This window comes from Micromonospora sp. Mcm103, assembly GCF_024519755.1.
GTDB lineage: Bacteria > Actinomycetota > Actinomycetes > Mycobacteriales > Micromonosporaceae > Micromonospora > Micromonospora aurantiaca.
Map to the genome: position 1 here is coordinate 189,332 of NZ_JALJRJ010000011.1, position 20,560 is coordinate 209,891.

The 20,560-nt window shown below is 73.0% G+C and carries 22 protein-coding genes; 18 read left to right on the forward strand and 4 right to left on the reverse strand.

Annotated elements, in window-relative coordinates:
• Window positions 1–13: 13 nt before the first annotated feature.
• Both OC439_RS16275 and OC439_RS16280 read right to left on the reverse strand, forming a co-directional pair.
• Entirely contained in the window at window positions 14–523 is a 510-nt protein-coding gene (locus OC439_RS16275) for a hypothetical protein (RefSeq protein ID WP_135241659.1), read from the reverse strand.
• Between the two features lie 78 nt (window positions 524–601).
• Window positions 602–1,042, reverse strand: a complete 441-nt coding sequence (locus OC439_RS16280) for an Lrp/AsnC family transcriptional regulator (RefSeq protein WP_091423095.1) — start codon at window positions 1,040–1,042, stop codon at window positions 602–604.
• Between the two features lie 142 nt (window positions 1,043–1,184).
• Between OC439_RS16280 and OC439_RS16285 the strand changes: the two genes are divergently transcribed.
• From OC439_RS16285 to OC439_RS16350, 14 genes are all read left to right on the forward strand, one after another.
• Window positions 1,185–2,069 carry a tryptophan 2,3-dioxygenase gene (locus OC439_RS16285; protein WP_013288067.1) on the forward strand — a complete coding sequence of 295 codons (885 nt, stop codon included), beginning with the start codon at window positions 1,185–1,187 and terminating at the stop codon, window positions 2,067–2,069.
• A gap of 14 nt (window positions 2,070–2,083) precedes the next feature.
• Entirely contained in the window at window positions 2,084–3,364 is a 1,281-nt protein-coding gene (gene kynU / locus OC439_RS16290; RefSeq protein WP_262014135.1) for a kynureninase, read from the forward strand.
• A 2-nt stretch (window positions 3,365–3,366) separates the two neighbouring features.
• Window positions 3,367–4,698 carry an FAD-dependent oxidoreductase gene (locus OC439_RS16295; protein ID WP_262014157.1) on the forward strand — a complete coding sequence of 444 codons (1,332 nt, stop codon included), beginning with the start codon at window positions 3,367–3,369 and terminating at the stop codon, window positions 4,696–4,698.
• A gap of 20 nt (window positions 4,699–4,718) precedes the next feature.
• Window positions 4,719–6,200, forward strand: a complete 1,482-nt coding sequence (locus OC439_RS16300; protein ID WP_262014158.1) for a 2-hydroxymuconic semialdehyde dehydrogenase — start codon at window positions 4,719–4,721, stop codon at window positions 6,198–6,200.
• Between the two features lie 53 nt (window positions 6,201–6,253).
• Window positions 6,254–7,051 carry a 2-keto-4-pentenoate hydratase gene (locus OC439_RS16305; protein WP_262014136.1) on the forward strand — a complete coding sequence of 266 codons (798 nt, stop codon included), beginning with the start codon at window positions 6,254–6,256 and terminating at the stop codon, window positions 7,049–7,051.
• The gene (locus OC439_RS16310) at window positions 7,048–7,983 is read left to right on the forward strand and encodes an acetaldehyde dehydrogenase (acetylating) (protein ID WP_262014137.1); all 936 of its coding nucleotides are present in this window, start codon (window positions 7,048–7,050) and stop codon (window positions 7,981–7,983) included. The genes OC439_RS16305 and OC439_RS16310 overlap by 4 nt, the downstream gene beginning before the upstream one ends.
• Window positions 7,980–9,038 (forward strand): 4-hydroxy-2-oxovalerate aldolase, encoded by a 1,059-nt coding sequence (gene dmpG, locus OC439_RS16315; RefSeq protein ID WP_262014138.1) that lies wholly within the window; start codon window positions 7,980–7,982, stop codon window positions 9,036–9,038. Before OC439_RS16310 ends, dmpG begins: the two co-directional genes overlap by 4 nt.
• Window positions 9,035–9,808: a 2-keto-4-pentenoate hydratase gene (locus OC439_RS16320; protein ID WP_091423125.1), complete on the forward strand. Its 774-nt coding sequence runs from the start codon at window positions 9,035–9,037 to the stop codon at window positions 9,806–9,808. Before dmpG ends, OC439_RS16320 begins: the two co-directional genes overlap by 4 nt.
• Window positions 9,805–10,230 (forward strand): RidA family protein, encoded by a 426-nt coding sequence (locus tag OC439_RS16325; RefSeq protein ID WP_262014139.1) that lies wholly within the window; start codon window positions 9,805–9,807, stop codon window positions 10,228–10,230. The genes OC439_RS16320 and OC439_RS16325 overlap by 4 nt, the downstream gene beginning before the upstream one ends.
• On the forward strand, window positions 10,223–10,747 hold the full coding sequence (locus OC439_RS16330) for a 3-hydroxyanthranilate 3,4-dioxygenase (RefSeq protein ID WP_194803403.1): 525 nt from the start codon (window positions 10,223–10,225) through the stop codon (window positions 10,745–10,747). The genes OC439_RS16325 and OC439_RS16330 overlap by 8 nt, the downstream gene beginning before the upstream one ends.
• A 3-nt stretch (window positions 10,748–10,750) precedes the next feature.
• Window positions 10,751–11,749 carry an amidohydrolase family protein gene (locus OC439_RS16335; RefSeq protein WP_262014140.1) on the forward strand — a complete coding sequence of 333 codons (999 nt, stop codon included), beginning with the start codon at window positions 10,751–10,753 and terminating at the stop codon, window positions 11,747–11,749.
• A gap of 117 nt (window positions 11,750–11,866) precedes the next feature.
• Entirely contained in the window at window positions 11,867–13,339 is a 1,473-nt protein-coding gene (locus OC439_RS16340; protein ID WP_262014141.1) for an amidase, read from the forward strand.
• Window positions 13,340–13,409: 70 nt separating this feature from the next.
• Window positions 13,410–13,694 (forward strand): hypothetical protein, encoded by a 285-nt coding sequence (locus OC439_RS16345; RefSeq protein WP_026268244.1) that lies wholly within the window; start codon window positions 13,410–13,412, stop codon window positions 13,692–13,694.
• Window positions 13,681–14,094, forward strand: a complete 414-nt coding sequence (locus OC439_RS16350; protein ID WP_262014142.1) for a DUF5130 domain-containing protein — start codon at window positions 13,681–13,683, stop codon at window positions 14,092–14,094. Before OC439_RS16345 ends, OC439_RS16350 begins: the two co-directional genes overlap by 14 nt.
• Before the next feature lie 139 nt (window positions 14,095–14,233).
• Here OC439_RS16350 and pepN read toward each other — a convergent pair whose 3' ends face one another.
• Window positions 14,234–16,780, reverse strand: coding sequence for an aminopeptidase N (pepN, locus tag OC439_RS16355; protein WP_262014143.1), 2,547 nt, complete (start codon window positions 16,778–16,780; stop codon window positions 14,234–14,236).
• A 227-nt stretch (window positions 16,781–17,007) separates the two neighbouring features.
• Between pepN and OC439_RS16360 the strand changes: the two genes are divergently transcribed.
• From OC439_RS16360 to OC439_RS16375, 4 genes are all read left to right on the forward strand, one after another.
• Window positions 17,008–17,631 carry a disulfide bond formation protein DsbA gene (locus tag OC439_RS16360; protein ID WP_135241648.1) on the forward strand — a complete coding sequence of 208 codons (624 nt, stop codon included), beginning with the start codon at window positions 17,008–17,010 and terminating at the stop codon, window positions 17,629–17,631.
• Window positions 17,632–17,812: 181 nt separating this feature from the next.
• A complete protein-coding gene (locus tag OC439_RS16365; protein WP_194803407.1) occupies window positions 17,813–18,157 on the forward strand; it encodes a hypothetical protein in 345 nt (114 codons plus the stop codon).
• Window positions 18,158–18,235: 78 nt separating this feature from the next.
• Entirely contained in the window at window positions 18,236–19,435 is a 1,200-nt protein-coding gene (locus OC439_RS16370; protein WP_262014144.1) for a DUF1015 family protein, read from the forward strand.
• A 71-nt stretch (window positions 19,436–19,506) separates the two neighbouring features.
• Complete coding sequence (locus tag OC439_RS16375) at window positions 19,507–19,977, forward strand: ribose-5-phosphate isomerase (RefSeq protein ID WP_262014145.1); 471 nt, start codon at window positions 19,507–19,509, stop codon at window positions 19,975–19,977.
• Between the two features lie 16 nt (window positions 19,978–19,993).
• Here OC439_RS16375 and OC439_RS16380 read toward each other — a convergent pair whose 3' ends face one another.
• Complete coding sequence (locus tag OC439_RS16380) at window positions 19,994–20,395, reverse strand: hypothetical protein (protein WP_262014146.1); 402 nt, start codon at window positions 20,393–20,395, stop codon at window positions 19,994–19,996.
• Between the last annotated feature and the right edge of the window lie 165 nt (window positions 20,396–20,560).

Below are 20,560 nucleotides of genomic sequence, written 5' to 3' on the forward strand. Positions count from 1 at the left end.
GCGGCACCTCTCGTCAGGCACGGCCGCCGGTCTTACGGCGGGCACTCACACCGGCCACCACTGCCACCGCGACCAGACCGCCGACGAGCAGCAGCGAACCGGTGCCCCGGCTACCCGCGGTGCCACCGCCGCCGGTCGCCGGTCCCTTGCTCGGCTGCGCCATGTTGAGCACGGTGAGCATGGTCGAGGCGGTGTTGCCGTTGGAGCAGTCCAGGTTCACCGGGTAGTCGCCGGGCGCCTTGTTGCCGGGCACGGTGACCGAGCCGGTGAGGAAGCCGTTGTCCGGCCGCAGCGTCACCCGCCCGAAGGCGTCCGAGGTGACCTGCGCCTGACGGTTGTTGCTGTTGTCGCAGCCGGCCCGCAGGTTGACCCGGGAACCGGCCTGGACGCTGTTCGGCGTCACCTCGATGAACACGCTCTCCCCGGCCCGGGCCGGCGGCGCGGTGGTCAGGACGAACGCCGCCACCAGGCCGAACAGGCCCAGCAGGGACGACAACGCACGATGTGACAGGAGCCCTCGCATGGTTCCCCCCTCCCGGCGCGACGGTGCGCCGGACCACTGACGGGCAGCGGCGCCTGCTTTCCCGGAGGGCGGGGGAAGCTAACGGGGCGCCTTGACCACGGGGTGCCAGGCCAGCGGGGTGGAGAGCACCATCGTGCTGGACGGCTGCCCGTACGGCGCGAGGCGGTCGATGACCTCCTCGAACTCACCCATGTTGGTGGCGGCGACCTTGAGCATGCTGCACGCGTCACCGGTGATCCGGTGGATCTCCATGATCTCCGGCCAGCCCGCGACGTCGGGGTCGTTGAGGATGCAGCGCGCGCCGTAGCAGGACATCCGGATCAGGGCGAGCACCGTCCGCCCGGCCCGGGTGAGGTCGACGTGGGCGTGGTAGCCGGTGATCACACCGGATTCCTCCAGCCGCCGGACCCGCTCGGCCACAGCGGGCGGCGACAGGTGGACCCGGCGGGACAACTCGCTGTACGACAGCCGGGCGTCGGCCTGGAGCTCGCGCAGCAGCGCCCAGTCCATGTCGTCCACGCGCGGACCTTCCTTCCGTAAAGACAGCGACGCGAGATGGTTTCGGTTCGCGAAGTGAGACCACCATACCGCCGTTGAACAGGCATTCCATTCGGCCGCCCACCAGCGGGATCATGACGTCTACCCCGCGCACGGACGGAGAATGACTGTGGAACAGACGACGGCGGTGCGCCCGGTAACCCCCCAGGAACGGGCGGCTCGGGCGGCGCGCAACGGCGGCGAGCCGACGCTGGAGTTCGCCGACCGCGTGCCGTACGACGCGTACGTGCGGGCCAGCACGCTGCACCGGCTCCAGGAGCCGCTCAGCGACGACCCGGGCGAGATGTCCTTCCTGATGGTCAGCCAGATCATGGAGCTGTACTTCGGTCTGACCTGCCACGAGCTGCGGCACGCCAAGCGCGAGCTGCGCGAGGACCGGATCTGGGAGGCCCTGCCCCCGCTGCGCCGCGCCGCCCTGCACCTGGAGGGCCTCAACGCCGCGTGGCACGGCCTGCGCTGGATGAGCCCGGCCGACTTCAACCGCTTCCGCGACCGGCTCGGCGAGGGCTCCGGCTTCCAGTCCGCCATGTACCGGCAGCTGGAGTTCCTGCTCGGCCTGCGCGACCGGGCGCTGATCCGTCCGTTCCGCCGGCAGACCGAGGTGTACGACGAGCTGACCGCCGCGCTGGCCACGCCGAGCCTCTGGGACGAGGTGGTGGCGCTGCTCGCCCGCAAGGGCTTCGACGTGCCGGCCGAGCTGCTGTCGCGGGACGTGAACGCCGAGCACGAGGGACACCCGGCGATCGAGGCGGCCTGGGTCCGGATCTACGGCGACAACGGGCCGGACAACCACCTCCGCCTGCTCGGCGACGCGCTGACCGAGATCGCCGAGGAGTTCGGCGACTGGCGCTGGAACCACGTCAAGGCCGTCCAGCGCACGATGGGCGCCAAGGTCGGCAGCGGCGGTTCCGCCGGCCTGGCATGGTTGCAGCGCAGCATGGCCCGGGTGGTCTTCCCGGAGCTGTGGTCGGCCCGCACCGCGATGTGACGAGAGAGAACAGCATGCACACCCCCGAGAACGAAGCCCTCCGCCGCGACGCCGCAGACCCCGGCCACCGGCACCTGTTCCACATCCCACCCGCCGACGGCGGGCGCTACCCCGACACGGCGTACCTGGCGGGCAACTCGCTCGGCCTCCAGCCGCGGGCCACCCGGGACGAACTCCTCGCCGACCTGGACGCCTGGCAGCGCCTGGGCGTCGAGGGGCACCTGGAGTCGGAGCGGCCCTGGCTGCCGTACCACGAGCTGCTGACCGCGCCGGCCGCCCGCCTGGTCGGCGCGCTGCCCGCGGAGACCGTGGTGATGAACTCCCTCACGGTGAACCTGCACCTGCTGATGGTCAGCTTCTACCGGCCGGCCGGCGAGCGCACCCGCATCGTCATCGAGGACAGCGCGTTCCCCTCGGACAGCTACGCCGTGCGCAGCCAGGCCCGCTTCCACGGCCTGGACCCGGACACCACTGTGGTACGCCTCAAGCCGCGTCCCGGCTCGGACACGCTCGGCACCGAGGACGTGCTGGACTTCCTGGCCCGCGAGGGCCACACGGTGGCGCTGCTGATGCTCGGCGGCGTGAACTACCTGACCGGCGAGCTGATGGACATCCCGGCCATCACCGCCGCCGGCCGCGCCGCGGGCGCCGTCGTCGGCTGGGACCTGGCGCACGCCGCCGGCAACGTGCCGCTCGCGCTGCACGACTGGGACGTGGACTTCGCCGCCTGGTGTTCGTACAAGTACCTCAACTCCGGCCCCGGCGCGCTGGGCGGTGTCTTCGTCCACGAGCGGCACCTCGGCGACCCGTCGATCCCGCGGTTCGAGGGCTGGTGGAGCACCGAGGCGGCCACCCGGTTCGAGATGACCCCGGTGTCCCGGCCGCCGGCCACCGTGGAGGCGTGGCAGATCTCCAACCCGCCGATCTTCGCGATGGGCCCGGTGCGTACCTCGCTGGAGCTGTTCGACTCCGTCGGCATGCCGGCGCTGCGCGAGCGCAGCCTGCGGCTCACCGCCTGGCTGGAGCAACTGCTCGACGAGGTGACGCCCGGCCGTCCGCTCACCGTGGTCACTCCGCGCGACCCCGCCCGCCGCGGCTGCCAGCTCTCGGTGCGGATCGGGGTCGGTAGCGCCAACGAGCTGACCAAGCGGCTGCGGCACGAGCACGGCGTGGTCGCCGACGCCCGGGAGCCGGACATCGTCCGGTTCGCGCCGGTACCGCTCTACTCCTCGTACCACGACTGCTGGCGGGTCGCCGAGGCGCTGGCGGCAACTGTTGAGAAGGAGGGCTCGTGAGCGTGACGAGTGAGCGCGACGAGATCGCGGTGGTCGGCGCCGGGCTGGCCGGCTGTCTGCTGGCCTGCTACCTGGCCCGGCGCGGCTACCCGGTGGCCCTCTACGAGCGGCGGCCCGACCCGCGTACCGGCACCGTCGAGCGGGGCCGGTCGATCAACCTGGCGCTGTCCGAGCGCGGCCTGGACGCGCTGCGCCGCATCGGCCTGGAGGACGAGGTGATGGCGGACGCGCTGCCGATGCGCGGCCGCATGATCCACCCGGTCGAGGGCGAGCCGGAGTTCCAGTCCTACAGCGGCTCCGGGGACCGGGCGATCAACTCGATCAGCCGGGGCGCGCTGAACAACGCGCTGCTCGACGCCGCCGCCGCGCTGCCGAACGTGCGCGTCGCGTTCGACCACCGGCTGGTCGGGCTCGACCCGCTCGGCGGCGAGATGACGTTCGAGACGCCGCAGGGCAAGGTCACCGCCACCGCCTCGGTCATCCTCGGCGCCGACGGCGCCGGCTCCGCGGTGCGCGGGCAACTGCTCGCGTACGGCGGCCTGACCGAGAGCCTGGACTTCCTCGACTACGGCTACAAGGAGCTGACCATCCCGCCGCTGGGCGGGGAGTTCGCGCTCGACCCGGGCGCGCTGCACATCTGGCCGCGCGGCACCTCGATGATGATCGCGCTGCCGAACCCGGACCGCTCCTTCACCTGCACGCTGTTCTGGCCCACCCACGGCACCCGCAGCTTCGCGTCGCTCAGCAGCCCGGCGGCGATCGAGCGGTTCTTCGCCACCCACTACCCGGACCTGGTCCCGCTCGCGCCGAACCTGGTCGACGACTACCAGCACAACCCGGTGGGTGTGCTCGGCACTGTGCGCTGCACGCCGTGGCAGGTAGCCGGCAAGGTCGGCCTGATCGGCGACGCCGCGCACGCCATCGTGCCGTTCTACGGCCAGGGCGCGAACTGCGCGTTCGAGGACGTGGTCGAGCTGGACCGCTGCCTCGACGAGTGCGACGACGAGTGGGCCGCCGCGCTGCCGCTGTTCCAGCACCGCCGCCAGGACAACGCCGAGGCGATCGCCCGGATGGCGCTGGCGAACTTCGTGGAGATGCGGGACAAGGTCGCCTCGCCGGTGTTCCGTACCCGCAAGCAGGTCGAGCACGCGCTGGAACGCGCGCTGCCCGGCCGCTACGTCTCCCAGTACGAGCTGGTCTCCTTCTCCACCACCCCGTACGCCCAGGTGCGCCGCCGGGTGCGGCGGCAGTACGCCGTCGTCGGCGCGGTCGCCTCCGGGGTGCTGGCGTTGCTGGCCACCGCCGTCGGCGCGGCCGTGGAGCGACGCCGATGACGCTCTGGGACCCCCGGCTGATGGCCGGGCACGCGCCGGACGGCCCCGGCCTGCTGCGCAACTTCGTCGGCGGCGAGTTCGTCGATGCCGGTTCCCGGTTCACCAAGCGCAGCCCGGTCACCGGCGAGCCGGTGTTCGAGGTGGTCGAGGCGTCGCAGTCGACTGTGGACGACGCGGTAGCGGCGGCCCGGGCGGCGCTGCGCGGCCCGTGGGGCCGGATGGGGGAGCGGGAACGCGCCGAGGTGCTGCGCCGGGTCGCCGACGAGCTGGAGCGGCGCTTCGACGACCTGGTCGCCGCCGAGGTCGCGGACACCGGCAAGGCCATCTCGCAGGCCCGGACGCTCGACATCCCGCGCGGCGCGGCGAACTTCCGGGCGTTCGCCGAGATCGTGGCGACCGCGCCCACCGAGTCGTTCACCACAGTCACCCCGGCCGGGGGCCGGGCGCTGAACTACGCGGTCCGCAAGCCGGTCGGCGTGGTCGCGGTGATCGTGCCGTGGAACCTGCCGCTGCTGCTGCTCACCTGGAAGGTCGCCCCGGCCCTGGCCTGCGGCAACGCCGTGGTGGTCAAGCCCAGCGAGGAGACCCCCGCGTCGGCCACGCTGCTGGCCGAGGTGATGGCCGCGGCGGGCGTGCCCGACGGCGTGTTCAACCTGGTGCACGGCTTCGGCCCCGGCTCGGCCGGCGAGCACCTGACCCGGCACCCGGGCGTGGACGCGATCACGTTCACCGGCGAGTCGGCGACCGGTAGCGCGATCATGCGCGCCGCCGCCGACGGGGTGAAGGCGGTCAGCTTCGAACTGGGCGGCAAGAACGCCGGCCTGGTGTTCGCCGACGCCGACCTGGACGCGGCGGTCGCCGGTTCGGTGCGGTCCAGCTTCACCAACGGCGGCCAGGTGTGCCTGTGCACCGAGCGCATCTACGTGCAGCGGCCGGTGTTCGAGGAGTTCACCGCGCGGCTGGCCAAGCGCGCCGACGAGCTGGCGTACGGCTGGCCGGACGACGAGGCGACGGCGAACATGCCGCTCATCTCGCACGGCCACCGGGACAAGGTGCTCGGCCACTACGCGCTGGCCCGTACCGAGGGCGCCGAGGTGCGTGCCGGTGGCGGCACGCCGCGCTTCGGCGACGCCCGCGACGGCGGGGCGTACGTGCAGCCGACGGTGCTCACCGGCCTGGGCGCGGACGCCCGCACCAACCAGGAGGAGATCTTCGGCCCGGTGGTGCACGTCGCGCCGTTCGACGACGAGGACGAGGCGTTCGCGCTCGCGAACGGCACCGCCTACGGCCTCGCGGCGACGGTGTGGACGCGGGACGTGGGCCGGGCGCACCGGGCCGGCGCCCGGCTCGACGCGGGCATCGTCTGGGTCAACACCTGGTTCCTGCGCGACCTGCGCACCCCGTTCGGCGGAGTGAAGGCGTCCGGCGTGGGCCGCGAGGGCGGCGTGCACTCGCTCGACTTCTATTCGGAACTGACAAACGTCTGCGTGGACCTCACATGAGCGCGCGTGGGCAGAATGGCCGGAATCCCCAGCGACGTAAGCGAGGAGCCGCCATGACCGTGGACATCGAGGCCGCCAACCGGGAACTCGCCGTGGCCCGGCAGGACGGGAAGCCCTGCCCGCCGCTGCGCGGCCGGTTGCTGCCCGAGGGCGACATCGAGGCCGCGTACCAGGTGCAGCAGGTCTACACCCGGCAACGGCTGGGCAAGGGACACCGCCGCGTCGGCGCGAAGATCGGCCTGACGTCGCGGACCGTGCAGGAGAGCTTCGGCGTCTTCCAGCCCGACTTCGGGGTGCTCTTCGACGACATGGCCGTCGGTGACGGCGTCGAGGTGCCGATCGACCGGCTGCTCCAGCCGCGGGTGGAGGCGGAGATCGCCTTCGTGCTCGGCGCGGACCTGCCGGACGAGCGGGTCACCACAGTCGACCTGATCCGGGCGGTGGACCACGTGCTGCCGGCCATCGAGATCGTCGACTCGCGGATCGCGGACTGGGACATCTCCATCGTGGACACGGTGGCGGACAACGCCTCCAGCGGGCTGTTCGTGCTCGGCACCGCGCCCCGGCGGCTCGCGGACGTCGACCTGCGGCTGTGCGGCATGGTGCTGGAGCACGCCGGTGAGCCGGTCTCGGTCGGCGCGGGCGCGGCCTGCCTCGGCAATCCGCTGCACGCGTTGCAGTGGCTGGCCGCGACCATGGCCCGGGCGGGCGACCCGCTCAAGGCCGGTGACGTGGTGCTCTCCGGCGCGCTCGGGCCGATGGTGCCGGTCACGCCCGGCGCCGCGTACGAGGCGCGCATCTCCGGGCTCGGCTCGGTGCGTACCTGTTTCTCGCGGGAGGGAACGTCATGACTGTCGGAGTGGCGGTGCTCGGGTCGGGCAACATCGGCACCGACCTGATGATCAAGGTGCTGCGGCTGAGTGAGAGCCTGCGCATGGTGGCGATGGCCGGCATCGACCCGGCCTCGGACGGTCTGGCCCGGGCCCGCCGGCTCGGCGTGACCCCCACCGCCGAGGGCGTCGACGGCCTCGTGGCGCTGCCCGAGTTCGCGGACGTCCAGCTCGTCTTCGACGCCACCTCGGCCGGCGCGCACAAGCGTCACGACGAGGTGCTGCGGGCACACGGCCGCACCGTCGTCGACCTGACGCCCGCGGCGATCGGCCCGTACGTGGTGCCGCCGGTGAACCTCGACGAGCACCTGGGCGAGCCGAACGTCAACATGGTGACCTGCGGCGGGCAGGCCACGGTGCCGATCGTGCACGCGGTCGGCCGGGTCACCCCCGTCGCGTACGGCGAGATCGTCGCCTCGATCGCCTCGAAGTCGGCCGGGCCCGGCACCCGGGCCAACATCGACGAGTTCACCGAGACCACCGCCCGCGCCATCGAGGTGGTCGGCGGCGCCGAGCGCGGCAAGGCCATCATCGTGCTGAACCCGGCCGACCCGCCGCTGCTCATGCGCGACACGGTCTACTGCCTGTGCCCGGACGCCGACGCCGACCGGGTGAAGATCGCCGCCTCGGTGGCCGACATGGTGAAGACCGTGCAGGAGTACGTGCCCGGCTACCGGCTCAAGCAGGACGTGCAGTTCGACGCCGTGGACACGTACGCGCCGGTGCTCGGCCGGCACTTCACCGGCCTCCAGGTGTCGGTGTTCCTGGAGGTCTCCGGCGCCGGGCACTACCTGCCCGCGTACGCCGGGAACCTGGACATCATGACGTCGGCCGCGCTGCGTACCGCGGAGCGGCTGGTGGCGCTGCGTTCCCCGGAGGGGGCACCCCGATGACCGACCTCTACATCCAGGACGTGACGCTGCGCGACGGCATGCACGCCATCGCCCACCGCTACACGGTCGACCAGGTGCGTACCATCGCCGCCGCGCTCGACGCCGCAGGTGTGGCGGCGGTCGAGGTGGCGCACGGCGACGGCCTGGCCGGTTCCAGCGTCAACTACGGGCACGGCGCCGCCGCCGACGCGGACTGGATCGCCGCCGCCGCCGAGGTGCTGACCACCGCGCGGCTCACCACGCTGCTGCTGCCGGGCATCGGCACCATCGCCGACCTGAAGGCGGCGAAGGCGCTCGGCGTGACAAGCGTCCGGATCGCCACGCACTGCACCGAGGCGGACATCTCCGCCCAGCACATCGCGTGGGCCCGGGAGAACGACATGGACGTCTCCGGGTTCCTGATGATGTCGCACCTCAACGACCCGGCCGGGCTGGCCGCGCAGGCCAAGCTGATGGAGTCGTACGGCGCGCACTGCGTCTACGTCACCGACTCCGGCGGGCGGCTGCTGATGTCGGACGTGGCGCAGCGCGTCGACGCGTACCGGCAGGTGCTGGAACCGGAGACGCAGATCGGCATCCACGCGCACCACAACCTGTCGCTGGGTGTGGCGAACAGCGTGCTCGCGGTCGAGCACGGCCGGATCCTCGGCGACGGCCCGCTCGGCTCGCCGTCCGGGCGGACCGTCCGGGTGGACGCGTCGCTCGCCGGCATGGGCGCCGGCGCGGGCAACGCGCCGCTGGAGGTCTTCGTCGCGGTCGCCGAGCTGCACGGCTGGAAGCACGGCTGCGACGTGTTCGCGCTGATGGACGCCGCCGACGACCTGGTCCGCCCGTTGCAGGACCGGCCGGTCCAGGTGGACCGGGAGACGCTCTCCCTCGGGTACGCGGGCGTCTACTCCAGCTTCCTGCGGCACGCCGAGCGGGCCTCGGCCAAGTACGGCGTGGACGTCCGCTCGATCCTGGTCGAGCTGGGCCGTCGCCGGATGGTCGGCGGCCAGGAGGACATGATCGTGGACGTGGCACTGGACCTGGCGAGCAAGGAGAGCAACTCATGATCGGGCCGGACATCGCCGGCATCGCGGAGAAGCTGGGCGCGGCGGCCGACGACGCCACCGCGATCCCGCAGCTGGCCGCCGAGACCGGCCTCGACGTCGACGCCGCGTACGCGGTGCAGACCGCGCTGGTGCAGCGCCGCCTCGACCGGGGTGAGCGGCTGGTCGGCCTCAAGATGGGGCTCACCAGCAAGGCCAAGATGGCGCAGGTCGGCGTGGACGAGGTGATCTGGGGCCGGCTGACCGACGTGATGCGGGTACCGGACGGCGGCGGCGTCGACGTGGGCGACTTCATCCACCCCCGGGTCGAGCCGGAGGTGGCGTTCCTGCTGGACCGGCTGCCCGACCCGGGCGAACCGGTCGGCTCGTTCACCCGTGCGGTACGCGCGGTCGCCCCGGCGATCGAGCTGATCGACTCCCGGTACGCGAACTTCACCTTCTCGCTGCCGGACGTGATCGCCGACAACACCTCGGCCGCCGCGTTCGTGGTCGGGCCGTGGTCGCCGGTGCCGGACGGGCTGGACAACCTCGGCGTGCTGCTGGAGATCGACGGGCGGGTGGCGCAGGTCGGCTCGACCGCCGCCATCCTCGGCGACCCGCGCCGCGCGCTGGACGAGGGCCTGCGGCTGGCCGGCCGGCACGGCGTACGGCTGCGCAAGGGCTGGGTGTTCCTGGCCGGCGCGGCCACCGCCGCGGTGCCGCTGCGCCCCGGGGCGCACGTCCGCGCCACAGTGGAGAAGCTGGGTTCCGCCTCCCTGAAGGCCCTCCCATGACGGCCCGCGTGGTGGCCGGCAAGGCCGTGCCGCGGGGTGCGTTCCCGCACGTCAAGGTGGCCGGCGGGTTCGTCTACGTCTCCGGTACGTCGTCGCGCCGGCCGGACAACACGTTCGCCGGGGTGTCGGTGGACGAGTTCGGCACCACCGACCTGGACATCCGCGAGCAGACCCGGGCCGTGATCGAGAACATCCGCGACCTGCTCCGCTCGGTCGGCGCCGACCTGAGCGATCTGGTGCAGGTCACCAGCTACCTGGTCAACATGAACGACTTCGGCGGCTACAACGAGGTTTGGGCGGAGTTCTTCGACGCCACCGGGCCGACCCGGACCACAGTCGCCGTGCACCAGCTTCCGCACCCGCATCTGCTGATCGAGATGCAGGCCGTCGCCGTACTTCCGTCGGGAGGTTCCCATGAGTGAGATCGCCGAGCCGTTCAGCTTCTCCGGCTGGATCGGCGAGAACCAGCACCTGCTCAAGCCCCCGGTGGGCAACAAGGAGATGCTGCCCGGCAGCGACGACTTCATCGTCATGGTGGTGGGCGGCCCGAACCAGCGCACGGACTTCCACGTCGACCCGTACGAGGAGTTCTTCTACCAGGTCAAGGGCAACATGCACATCAACCTGATGCTGCCCGAGGGCCCGCGTACGGTGCACGTGCGCGAGGGGCAGATGTGGATGCTGCCGCGCAACACCCCGCACTCGCCGCAGCGCCCGGAGGCCGGCTCGATCGGCATGGTGATCGAGCGGGTCCGCGAGGAGGGCACGCTGGAGAAGTTCCAGTGGTACTGCGGCGAGTGCGACCACAAGGTGCACGAGGTCGAGTTGCAGGTTCGCGACATCGCCGCCGACCTGCCCCCGGTCTTCGCCGCGTTCTACGCCGACGAGAAGGCCCGCACCTGCGACAACTGCGGCGCGCTGCACCCGGGCAAGGGCTGACGCGTGCCGGTCGTGGACGTGCACACGCACGTCGTACCGAAGGGGTGGCCGGACCTCGCCGCGGCGTGCGGCGGGTCCGGCTGGCCCTGGCTGCGGGTGGACTCCGAGCGCGCCGCCATGATCATGGTGGGGGAGACGGAGTTCCGCCCGGTCGGCGCGCAGTGCTGGGACGCGCCGGCCCGGCTGGCCGACATGGACGCCGACGGCGTGGACGTGCAGGTCGTCTCGCCGACCCCGGTGTTCTTCAGCTACGACCGCCCGGCCGACCAGGCGGTCAAGGTGGCCCGGATCTTCAACGACCTCACGCTGGAGGTCACCGCCGGCGGTGGCGGCCGGCTGGTGCCGTTCTGCCAGGTGCCCTTGCAGGACCCGGACGCGGCCTGCGCCGAGCTGGACCGCTGCCTGTCGGCCGGGCACGCCGGGGTGGAGATCGGCAACCACGTCGGTGACCGGGACCTGGACGACGAGGGCATCGTGCAGTTCCTGACCCACTGCGCCGAGGTCGGTGCGCCGGTGTTCGTGCACCCGTGGGACATGCCCGGCGGCCCCCGGCTGGACCGGTGGATGGCCCGCTGGCTGACCGGAATGCCGGCCGAGACGCACCTGTCGGTGCTCGCGTTGATCCTCGGCGGCGTGTTCGACCGGGTGCCGGACACGCTGCGGATCTGCTTCGCGCACGGCGGCGGCAGCTTCCCGTTCTGGCTGGGCCGCGCCGACAACGCCTGGCACCGCCGGGGCGACCTGGTACGCGGCGCGTCGAGCGCACCGCCCAGCTCGTACGTCGACAGGTTCCACGTCGACTCGGTGGTCTTCGAACCGGCGGCGCTGCGGCTGCTCGTGGACACCATGGGCGCCGAGCGGGTGCTGCTCGGCAGCGACTACCCGTACCCGCTGGGGGAGCGGCCGGTCGGCGACGTGGTGCACCGGGCGGACTTCCTCACCGACGCGCAGCGGGACGCGCTGCTCGGCGGCAACGCGCTGCGGTTCCTCGGCCGCCGCTGAAGCCGGCGCGGGTGCGTCCGTCGTCGCCCTAGAGTCGACGGACGCACCCGGCGCTGCTCAGGACCGGCCGGACGTGTCGCCGGGCCTCCCGGCCGCCGGACCGGCAGGATGGACGGCATGGCCGAGCCGCACGACCTGACCGCGCTGGAACAGGCCGCCGCGATCCGCCGGGGCGAGCTGTCCAGCCTGGAACTGGTCGAGCACCACCTGCGCCGGGTCGAGGCACTCGGCGACACCGTCGGCGCGTTCGTCACCGTCACCGCCGAACAGGCCCGGGCCGCCGCCCGCGCCGCCGACGCGGTCGCGGCCGAGGAACGCTGCCCGCTGCACGGCGTGCCGACCGCGATCAAGGACCTCACGCTCACCGCCGGGGTCCGCACCACCTTCGGCTCCGCCGCCTTCGCCGACTTCGTCCCGCCGGTCGACGCCGACGTGGTCCGCCTCCTGGCCGACGCCGGCCTGGTCAGCCTCGGCAAGACCACCACCTCCGAACTGGGCTGCTCGCTCTACTCGGAGGGACTGGTGGCGCCGCCGGCCCGCAACCCGTGGGACCTCGCGTACACCGCGGGCGGGTCCAGCGGCGGCGCGGCCGCCGCGGTCGCCGCCGGGCTGGTGCCGGTGGCGCAGGGCTCCGACGGTGGCGGCTCGCTGCGCATCCCGGCCGCGCTCTGCGGGCTGGTCGGCTACAAGCCCAGCCGGGGCGTGGTCTCCGGCGGGCCGCTCGGCTTCGGCGGCTTCGGCCTGCCGGTGAACGGGCCGATCGGCCGCACCGTCGCCGACGTGGCCGCGCTGCTCGACGTGCTCGCCCGCCCGGTACCCGGCGAGCCGTACCTGCCGCCGGCCGCGCCCGCCGGCGGCTACCTCGGCGTCACCCGCGCCGCCCGCGTCGCCGGCCCCGGCCGGCTGCGCGTCGGCCGCTTCACCACGCCGATGCTCGCCGACGAACCGGTCCACCCGGACTGCGTGGCCGCCGTCGACCGGGCCGCCGCGCTGCTCACCGACGCCGGCCACGAGGTGGTCGACGTCCCCGCGCCGCTCGGCCCCGAGGCGTGGCCGCTGTTCGAGACCGTCTGGTACGCGCTGGCGGTCACCCCCGTCCCGGCCGGGCGGGAGGGCGACCTGCTGCCGCTGACCCGGTACCTGCGCGAGCGCGGCGAGGCGCTCGGCGCGGCCCGGCTGATGGCCGCGCTCGGCGAACTCCAGGCGCAGGTACGCCGTGGCGTACGCCGTACCGCCGGGTGTGACCTGCTGCTCTGCCCGACGCTCGCGGCCCCGCAGGCGCCGGTGGGCGCGTTCGCCGCCCTCGAACCGGCAGCGGACTTCGACCGGCAGCGGCGCTTCTCGCCGTACTGCGCGGTCTTCAACGTCACGGGCGATCCGTCCGTTTCGTTACCTCTCGGACAGACCGCCGACGGGCTTCCGGTCGGGGTGCTCCTCACCGGCCGGTACGGCGACGACGCGACACTGCTCGCCACTGCCGCGCAACTGGAGCACCGGAGTGACGGATGGGATCAGCACCCCGCAATCTGGCGGGCCGCCGACTCCGCTAACGTGAACATCACAAGTGACGTGGGGCGCGACCGGTCCTGACCGGCCGACCCGCACCATTCCTGGTCTCTCTTTCCGCCTGGGGGCGTTGGGATTGTCTGTTACCGAGACGTTGGTGGTCTTCGTCGGCATCCCGGCCGCCGCGGTGCTGCTGATCGCCGCCCTGGCGGCCGTCGGCAGCCGCGGCAACGGTGGCGGCGCCAAGCGCTACCGGCCGGGCCGGCCCTTCGACTTCACTCCGGTCTGGTTCCTGGGCCGTCCGGAGCAGCTGGCCGACTCGGCCGGCACGGCGCTGGCCGCCGGGGCGCAGGCGCCGGCGTTGACCAGCCGCAAGCAGGAGCAGGCCGGCCGGGAGGCGCCGGCCGGTGGAACCGGAGGCGCAAGTGACCGTTGGTGAAGCGCGGCCCACGACGGGGACGGGCACCCCGCCCGACGTGCTGGACGGACCGTTCTCGACCCGTCAGCTGCTCCGCATCGACGAGGCGCTGCGCCTCGCCGACCAGGGCACCGGCCTGGTCTTCTCGGTCTACGTCGGCGGCCTCGACGAGCCGATCCGGGAGCACGCCGAGCGGCTGCACCGCCAGCTCGCCGAACCGGACCGCTCGGTGCTGATCGCGGTGTCGCCCAACCAGCGGCAGCTGGAGATCGTCACCGGCAAGTACGCGCGCAAGCGCATCCCGGACACGTACGCCAAGCTGGCCGCGCTCTCCATGGTGGCCTCCTTCGGCGGCGGCGACCTGGCCGGCGGCATCATCCAGGGCCTCGACCAGCTCGCCAGCCACGCCGGCAAGGGCTGATCCCCGCCCGCACACACGACGAAGCCCGGCCCCGCGTACGCGGGGCCGGGCTTTCTCGTGTCAGCGGGGCGGGCCCCACGACAGCGGCCGGGGCCGGCGCGGGCTGCCACCCGCGCCGGCCCCGGCCGGCATGCCTCACTCAGGCGCTGCGCGCGTCCCGCTCTCGGGCCTTCAGCGCGCGGACCACGCCGTCGCGGCCCTCCGCCACCAGCCGCCGCAGCGACGCCGGCCGCCCGTCCTGGGCCAGCCACGCGTCGGTGGCCGCGACGGTGTCCTCCTCGACCAGGTACGACGGGTACGCGAGCTGCACGAACTCCTGCGCCGGCTCGCTGTCACGCTGCGCCCACACCTGGTCCACGGTGGCGAAGTACCGCTCCCGGTAGGGCGCGGTCAGCTCGACCTGCGCCGGGTGGGTGAGGCCCTGCAGCAGCGCCCGGTTACGCCAGTTCGGCAGTGCGTCCGGGCCGGTGAGCAGCGCCCACACCGCCGCCTTGTTCTCGGCGGTCGGCACCAGCGCGTGCGCGTACGCGGCCTCCCGCTCGCCGCTGGCGGTACGGTCGGTGGCCAGCTCCGCGTCCACGTCGGCCGCACCCGCCGCACCGTTGGCGACGAGCGACTGGAGCACCGTCCAGCGCAGCTCGGTGTCCACGGTCAGGCCCTCCGGCACCCCGTTGCCGTCCAGCCAGCCGCGCAGCGTCGCCAGGTCCTCGCCGGAGCGGGCCGACGAGGCGTACGCCCGGGCCCAGGCGAGCTGGAAGCCGCTGCCCGGCTCGGCCGCCGCGAGCGCGGTCCGTGCGGTACGGGACAGGTCGGCCCAGCCGGTCGGCGCCCACGCCGGGTCGGCGTAGAAGGTGAGCGCCGTGGTCGCCTGCCGCAGCGTCGCAGTCACCAGGTTGATGTCGGTCTCGGCGGTCAGCCCGGCCAGCACCAGCGCCACGTAGTCGCGGGCCGACAGCTCGGCGTCCCGGGTCATGTCCCACGCGGCGGTCCAGCACAGCGCCCGCGCCAGCGACGAGTCGAAGCCGGCGATGTGCTGCACCACAGTGGCCATCGACCGCTCATCCAGCCGCAGCTTGGCGTACGTCAGGTCCTCGTCGTTGAGCAGCAGCACGTCGGCGGCCCGCTTGCCGTGCAGCTCGGACAGCTCGGTCAGCTCGCCGGTCACGTCCGTCTCGATCAGCTCCCGGCGCACCAGCCGGCCGTCGGTCAGGTCGTACAGGCCCACGCCGATTCGGTGGGTACGCAGCGTCGGGTAGCCCGACGGCGCCTCCTGACGGACCACCACCCGCTCGTACGTGCCGTCGGCGCCGATGGTCACCTCCGGGCGCAACGTGTTGACCTGCGCGGTCTCCAGCCACTGGGCGGCGAACTTGCGCAGCTCCCGGCCGGAGGCCGCCTCCAGCTCGGACAGCAGGTCGTCGAACGTGGCGTTGCCCCAGGCGTACTTGCCGAAGTAGGCGCGCAGACCGGCCAGGAACGGCTCCTCACCCACGTACGCGACGAGCTGCTTGAGCACGCTCGCGCCCTTGGCGTACGTGATGCCGTCGAAGTTGACCTCGACGGCCTCCAGGTCCGGCATCTCGCAGTAGACCGGGTGGGTGGAGGAGAGCTGGTCCTGCCGGTAACCCCAGTTCTTGCGGATCGACAGGAACGTGGTCCACGCGTCGGTGAAGCGGGTGGCGTGCGTGTTGCACCAGTGGCTGGCCCACTCGGCGAACGACTCGTTCAGCCACAGGTCGTTCCACCAGCGCATGGTGACCAGGTCACCGAACCACATGTGCGCCAGCTCGTGCAGGATCGTGTTGGCGCGCTGCTCGTACTCGAAGTCGGTGACCTGCGACCGGAAGATGTAGTGCGACTCGGCGTGCGTGACGCAGCCGAAGTTCTCCATCGCGCCGGCGTTGAAGTCCGGCACCCAGAGCTGGTCGTACTTGGGCAGCGGGTAGCGGACGCCGAACTTCTCCTGGAAGAAGTCGAAGCCCTGCGTGGTGATCAGGTGCAGGTCGTCGGCGTCCATGTGCGGTGCCATGCTGGCCCGGCAGAAGTAGCCCATGTCGATGCCGTCGTGGCTGCGGCGCACCTCGTGGTACGGCCCCGCGCACAGCGCGGTGATGTAGGTGCTCATCCGCTCCGAGACGGTGAAGTGCACCGTCTTCAGGCCCTCACCGGCCGCCTCCTCGCGGGCCACCGGCATGTTCGACACGACCCGCCAGTGGTCCGGGACGGTGGCGTGCCAGGTGTAGACGCTCTTCAGGTCGGGCTGGTCGAAGCAGGCGTAGACCTTCTGCGCGTCGGCGGTCTCGAACTGGCTGTAGAGGTAGGTCTCGCCGTCCACCGGGTCGACCGTGCGGTGCAGGCCCTGCCCGCTGTTGGAGTAGCCGAAGTCGGCGTCGACCACCAGCACGTTCTCGGCGGCCAGGCCGCTGAGCGTGAGTCCCTTCTCGGCGGACCAGCCGGACAGGTCCACCGGCTCGCCGTTGAGCGTGGCCGACCGCACCGATTCCGCGGCTGTCTCGATGAACGTCGTCGCCCCCGGTTCGGCGCAGCGGAACCGGACCTCGGTCACCGAGCGGAACGTGCGACCGGTGGGCTGCACCGCGGTCGACAGGTCAAGGCTGATGTCGTACCCGGTCACCTCGAGCAGGCGGGCCCGCTCGGTAGCCTCGACCTGGGTCAGGTTGCGCACTCCCGGCACTGTTCGTCTCCATCCCACTCGTCTCGCCGCGCCCCGCGGCGCCGGTACTGCCCGGCCGCTCGTGACGGCCCGTCGAGAACCGAGTCTTCCATGCACGGACCGCTCTCGGTGGTCGAGGTCACGCTCTCATTCCGGTACCTGTCGATGCGGTACGGGGTGAGGATCGGAGGTGACCGCGCCGGAGCCCCGGCGCGACGATGTCGTGAAGGGAAGACACCGTGACCGAACGTGTCACCGCGGACATGTGGTTCGACCCGCTGTGCCCGTGGGCGTGGATCACCTCCCGTTGGCTGCTGGAGGTCGAGCAGGTCCGGGACGTGGACATCCGGTTCCACGTGATGAGCCTGTCCGTACTCAACGAGGGCCGGGAACTGCCGGCGGAGTACCAGGACCTGATGGTCAAGGGCTGGGGCCCGGTGCGGGTGTGCATCGCCGTCGAGCAGGCGCACGGCGCCGAGGCGCTGGCGAAGCTCTACACCGCGATGGGCAACCGGATCCACCTCAAGAAGGAGGAACTGGGCCGCGACATGCTCGCGGGCGCGCTCACCGACGTCGGGCTGGACCCGGCGCTCGCCGACGCGGCCGAATCCACCCAGTACGACGAGGCGCTGCGGGCCAGCCACGAGGCGGGCATGCGGCCGGTCGGTACCGACGTGGGCACCCCGGTGATCCACGCGCCCGGCCCGGACGGCAAGCAGGTCGCCTTCTTCGGCCCGGTGATCACGCCGGCACCGAAGGGCGAGGCGGCCGGCCGGCTCTGGGACGGCGTACTGCTGGTCTCCGCCACCCCCGGGTTCTACGAGCTGAAGCGCACCCGCGAACAGGGCCCGATCTTCGACTGAGGTGAAAGGAAGGGCCCCTTCTTAACGCCTCCGGTAGAGGAGGGGGCCCTTCTTAACACCGCGCCCAACGCACCCCGAGCCCCGCACCGCCCGTCACCGGGCCGGTGCGGGGCTCGTTTCACCGGGTGTCCCAGCCGACGGCCCGCGGGGCCGCAACACGGCAGCTCCTGGAGGCGTTCCCATGGCCAAGCACCGCCACATGTCCGACGACGCGCCGCAGCAGGCGACCGAGGACTCCGGTGCGACGTACTGGTCGGTGACCGAGAGCGACTGGCCGGCCGGCCCGGCCGAGGTGGCCGACCTGCTGGCCCCGCCGATCGTGGTCGGCGTGGCCCGGGTGGTGGCCACCTCGCGGATGACACCGCCGGCCGAGACCGTCCGGCCCGCCCGCGCGCCGTCGCGGTCCGGCCCCGCCGCCCACCCGGCCGCCGCGGGTGCGACGACGGTACGCCTCAACGCCGGCTCCCGCCCGGCCCCGCCGGTGCGCCGCCCCGCCCCGGGCCGGCACCGCAACCCCACCGCCTGAGCCGCCTTCCTTTCACCTGGTGGTAAGCGGGTGAGTCCGGCGGCGGGGGCGATCGGGGCCCGGGTAGCGTCAGCGGACATGACGGTCGTGCATCCGATCGCCCGGGCCTGGATCACCACTGGCGGCACCGGCGCGCAGAACTACGACGAGTTCGCCGACGACGCGGAGATCACCTCCATCGTCGAGGCGAATCCGCACAGCGCCCTGGGCATCGAGATGCCCCACCGGGCGCCCGGCAGCCTCGGGAAGTCCTTCCTCGACGCGCTGCCGGACGCGGTGGCGCGCCTGGCCGAGGCGAAGGCGGACGGCAGCTACACGCCGGCCGAGCAGGTGGTGGTGCTCTACCGGATCAGCGCGCCGGGCGAGGAGAGCGCGTACGGGCTGTGGGCCATGGTCGACACCGACCAGATCTCCACCCGCGCCGACGAGCCGGGCCTGGTGATCCGCAACGAGGACGTGTTCATCGCCAAGGTGCGCGAGCGCGTCGCCCTGGCCGAGGCGCTCGGTCACCTGCTCTCGCCCGTACTCCTGCTCCAGACCGGTAGGGGCGACGAGCTGCACGCCGCGCTCGCGGCGGCGACCGACGCGGCCGGCGCGCCCGCCGCGACGGACGTCGACCAGTCCGGCCGGACGCACGCGATCTGGCTGCTCGGCCCGGGCCCGGCGCAGGACGAGCTGACCGCCCTCGCCGGCGGCGGGGATCTGGTGGTCGCGGACGGCAACCACCGCAGCCTGGCCGCGCAGACCGGCGGTTTCCCGCGTTTCCTCGCGGTGGTCACCACGCCCGCGTCGGTCGCCATCCAGCCCTACAACCGGCTGGTCAGCGAGCTGACCACCACGCCGGACGAGCTGCTCGACCGGCTGCGCGCGGCGGGCGCGGAGATCACCCCGGTGGACGGGCCGGTCGGCGTGCCGGCCACCGGCGGCGTCGTGCATCTCCATCTCGGCGGCCGGGGGTACGCGGTGACGCTGCCGCACGTCGGCGCCGGCCGGCTGGAGAACCTCGACCACGCGCTCGTCGAGCGCCTGCTGCTGCGCGACGCGCTGGGCCTCGACCCGGGCGACAAGCGGATCACGTACGTGGGCGGCGACTACCCGGCGAGCTGGCTCGTCGGCGAGGTCGACGCCGGCCGGGCCGAGCTGGCGGTGCTCGTCGCGCCGGTGACCGTCGACGACTTCGTCGCGGTGAACCTTGCCCGGGAGAAGATGCCGCGCAAGAGCACCTGGTTCACCCCGAAGGCGCGGGCCGGCCTGGTCGTGGCCGAGCTGCCGCACTGACCGTGTGACGTACCGCCTCCGGGGCGCCGCCGGTTCGCCTGCCCGGGGGCGGGCCTGTCAGACTGCGCGGTATGCGCGTCTACCTGGGATCCGACCACGCCGGTTTCGAGTTGAAGGTGCACCTCGCCAACCACCTGGCCAAGCAGGGCTACGAGGTGGTGGACGTGGGACCGCACGTCTTCGACCCGGACGACGACTACCCGGCGTTCTGCCTGCACACCGGTGACCGGGTGGTCGGTGACCCGGGCAGCCTCGGCGTGGTGATCGGCGGTTCCGGCAACGGCGAGCAGATCGCCTCGAACAAGGTCGCGGGCGTCCGGGCGGCGCTCGCCTGGAACGTGGACACCGCCCAGCTGGCCCGTGAGCACAACGACGCGAACGTCGTCGCGATCGGCGCCCGGCAGCACACGCTGGACGAGGCGACAGCGCTCGTCGAGGCGTTCCTGACCACGCCGTTCTCCGGCAACCCCCGGCACAGCCGGCGCATCGAGCAGGTGGCCGCCTACGAGCAGAGCCGCCAGCTGCCCGAGCTGCCCGCCTGAGCGGACACCTCCGGGCTCACCGCCCGTTGCGGGGCAGGTCCTCGCGCGGCACCCAGTTGCGGCGGATGAGCACCACCCGCTGTTCGGCCTCGGCGAGGTCGTCCGCGGTGGGGCGGGCGGCGTCGCGTGCCCGCAGTGCGGCCGTCACGCTCACCTGCGACGAGCCGGAGCCGACCAGCCCGCGTAGCCCGCGCTCGCCCTCCTCGGCGGGCGGGGCGGCGCGGCGTCCGCGGGTCTCCGGCTCGCCCGGCCGGCCGCCGCGCGGGGACCGGGGCACCACGTCGTCGTGTACGGGGGCGGTGCTGGCGGTGGTGCCGCCGGTGCCCGTGCCGTCGGCACCGGTTCCGGCGGTCTCCGTCGGCGGGGCGGCCTCGCCGTGATGCCGCAGCCGTCGTCGCCGTCGCTCCGCCTCACCCATCCCCCGACCGTACCGTCCCCGAGCCCACCCGCGCGCCGCTAGCACCCCGCGCGGCCCGCCGACCCAGCCGTCCCATACCCGCTCCCGGCACACCCGATCCCGCCGGCCTCCGTCGATCTTGGAGTTGTGGCGCCCGGAGTGCCCGGTCAGCGAGGTATGTGAGGT

Excerpts from the sequence above, each read along its gene's own strand:
- OC439_RS16275 (WP_135241659.1), bottom strand. The coding sequence starts at position 523 with ATGCGAGGGCTCCTGTCACATCGTGCGTTGTCGTCCCTGCTGGGCCTG.
- OC439_RS16285 (WP_013288067.1), top strand. The coding sequence starts at position 1,185 with ATGACTGTGGAACAGACGACGGCGGTGCGCCCGGTAACCCCCCAGGAA.
- kynU (WP_262014135.1), top strand. The coding sequence starts at position 2,084 with ATGCACACCCCCGAGAACGAAGCCCTCCGCCGCGACGCCGCAGACCCC.
- OC439_RS16300 (WP_262014158.1), top strand. The coding sequence starts at position 4,719 with ATGGCCGGGCACGCGCCGGACGGCCCCGGCCTGCTGCGCAACTTCGTC.
- OC439_RS16305 (WP_262014136.1), top strand. The coding sequence starts at position 6,254 with ATGACCGTGGACATCGAGGCCGCCAACCGGGAACTCGCCGTGGCCCGG.
- OC439_RS16310 (WP_262014137.1), top strand. The coding sequence starts at position 7,048 with ATGACTGTCGGAGTGGCGGTGCTCGGGTCGGGCAACATCGGCACCGAC.
- dmpG (WP_262014138.1), top strand. The coding sequence starts at position 7,980 with ATGACCGACCTCTACATCCAGGACGTGACGCTGCGCGACGGCATGCAC.
- OC439_RS16320 (WP_091423125.1), top strand. The coding sequence starts at position 9,035 with ATGATCGGGCCGGACATCGCCGGCATCGCGGAGAAGCTGGGCGCGGCG.
- OC439_RS16325 (WP_262014139.1), top strand. The coding sequence starts at position 9,805 with ATGACGGCCCGCGTGGTGGCCGGCAAGGCCGTGCCGCGGGGTGCGTTC.
- OC439_RS16330 (WP_194803403.1), top strand. The coding sequence starts at position 10,223 with ATGAGTGAGATCGCCGAGCCGTTCAGCTTCTCCGGCTGGATCGGCGAG.
- OC439_RS16340 (WP_262014141.1), top strand. The coding sequence starts at position 11,867 with ATGGCCGAGCCGCACGACCTGACCGCGCTGGAACAGGCCGCCGCGATC.
- OC439_RS16365 (WP_194803407.1), top strand. The coding sequence starts at position 17,813 with ATGGCCAAGCACCGCCACATGTCCGACGACGCGCCGCAGCAGGCGACC.
- OC439_RS16370 (WP_262014144.1), top strand. The coding sequence starts at position 18,236 with ATGACGGTCGTGCATCCGATCGCCCGGGCCTGGATCACCACTGGCGGC.
- OC439_RS16375 (WP_262014145.1), top strand. The coding sequence starts at position 19,507 with ATGCGCGTCTACCTGGGATCCGACCACGCCGGTTTCGAGTTGAAGGTG.
- OC439_RS16380 (WP_262014146.1), bottom strand. The coding sequence starts at position 20,395 with ATGGGTGAGGCGGAGCGACGGCGACGACGGCTGCGGCATCACGGCGAG.